Raw genomic sequence first — 1,676 nt, 5'->3', positions numbered from 1 at the left:
CGGTCGGCGAGCACCGGCGAGAAGCCGAGTACCCGCCACAGTTGGGGACTCGGCTCGGTGTACGGCGGCACCAGCCGGTCGCGCAGAGAGATTCTCGACGGGATCGTGTAACCGAACCGTCGCAGCCGCTGCCCCCATGTGGGCGGCTGTTCTCCTGCGTCTTGGCCCTGCAGGGCTTTGGGCGCTGTACTTGTCACCGCGCCATCGTAGGGAACGCATCTGTGCGAGTCCCGTCCCAGGGGCTGGGAGTATGGGGATTGTGACTGGAACGCACGCTGAACCTGGATCTGGATCTGGAACGTCGGCCGGGACGCTCGTCCTCGCCGGGACGCCCATTGGTGACATCTCGGACGCGCCACCCCGGCTCGCCGCCGAGCTGGAGCGCGCCGATGTGATCGCCGCGGAGGACACCCGGCGACTGCGCGGGCTGACCCGGGGGCTCGGGGTGCACACCACGGGGCGTGTCGTCTCGTACTTCGAGGGCAATGAGTCCGCCCGTACGCCCGAGCTGGTCGAGGCGCTGGAGAGCGGCTCGCGGGTGCTGCTGGTGACGGATGCGGGGATGCCCTCTGTTTCGGACCCGGGGTATCGGCTGGTCGCGGCTGCCGTGGAGAAGGACATCCGCGTCACCGCCGTACCCGGGCCCTCCGCCGTGCTCACCGCGCTCGCGCTGTCCGGGCTGCCCGTCGACCGCTTCTGCTTCGAGGGCTTTCTGCCCCGGAAGGCGGGGGAGCGGCTCGGGCGGCTGAAGGAGGTCGCCGGCGACCGTCGTACGCTCGTCTACTTCGAGGCCCCGCACCGGATCGCCGACACCCTCGCCGCGATGGCCGAGGCCTTCGGGGACGAGCGCAGGGCCGCCGTCTGCCGTGAGCTCACCAAGACCTATGAAGAGGTGAAGCGCGGTCCGCTCAAGGATCTCGCGGAGTGGGCCGTCGACGGCGTACGGGGTGAGATCACCGTGGTTGTCGAGGGTGCGCCGGAGAGCGGGCCCTCCGATCTGGACCCCGCCGAGCTGGTGCGCAGGGTGCAGGTGCGCGAGGAGGCGGGGGAGCGGCGCAAGGAGGCCATTGTTTCCGTCGCCGCCGAGGTCGGGCTACCCAAAAGGGACGTTTTCGATGCGGTCGTGGCCGCAAAGAATGCGGCTCGGACCAGCCCTGGAGAAGGTAAAGAACGCGCGTAGATGGCAAAAGCGCCCCGGCTCTGACCGGGGCCTTTTCCATGACTGGGCCAAGAGCCGATCAATACTCGGCAGGCCCTGGTGCGCATCGGCTCCCACGGGCGTCCACTGGTTGTGGAGGCGCATTCGTCTCCGAACGGCTTGTCCGGCGGACAAGAGGAGTGGGCATGAGCGAGATTGTTGACACCACGGTGCACGAGGCTTACGCGTTCGCGTGCATGCGGTGTGGTTACGGCTGGGAGCAGGCCTACGAGATAGAGCACCATGTGGACGCCTCGGGCCATGCGTTCGTCATGTACAAAGCCGAAGGCGCCCGGGTCCCCTCACCGCTCTCCACACCGAGCTGCATGAACTGCGGCGGCCATGTCGTACGCATCATGCGGTCCGGGCAGGTCTCGACCGTGCAGGGCCTCATGCAGCACCACACGAAGAAGGTGCGCAAGACCGACGCCCAGGCTGCGGAGGGTGCCGAAGCTGCGGAGTCCGAAGCGCCCGAGGC

General features: G+C 68.3%; 2 protein-coding genes. Both read left to right on the top strand.

What is annotated here, in order from left to right:
- The first annotated feature begins 259 nt into the window (after window positions 1-259).
- On the top strand, window positions 260-1,180 hold the full coding sequence (gene rsmI, locus J0695_RS05160) for a 16S rRNA (cytidine(1402)-2'-O)-methyltransferase (protein ID WP_307798430.1): 921 nt from the start codon (window positions 260-262) through the stop codon (window positions 1,178-1,180).
- A gap of 164 nt (window positions 1,181-1,344) precedes the next feature.
- Window positions 1,345-1,676, top strand: a 332-nt coding sequence (locus J0695_RS05155) for a hypothetical protein (protein ID WP_242552237.1), incomplete at its 3' end; no start/stop codon positions are given.

It is taken from the genome of Streptomyces beijiangensis (genome assembly GCF_017315755.1).
GTDB lineage: Bacteria > Actinomycetota > Actinomycetes > Streptomycetales > Streptomycetaceae > Streptomyces > Streptomyces beijiangensis.
The sequence above is the reverse complement of the archived record's forward strand: the minus strand, read 5'-3'. Positions and strand labels throughout refer to the sequence as shown.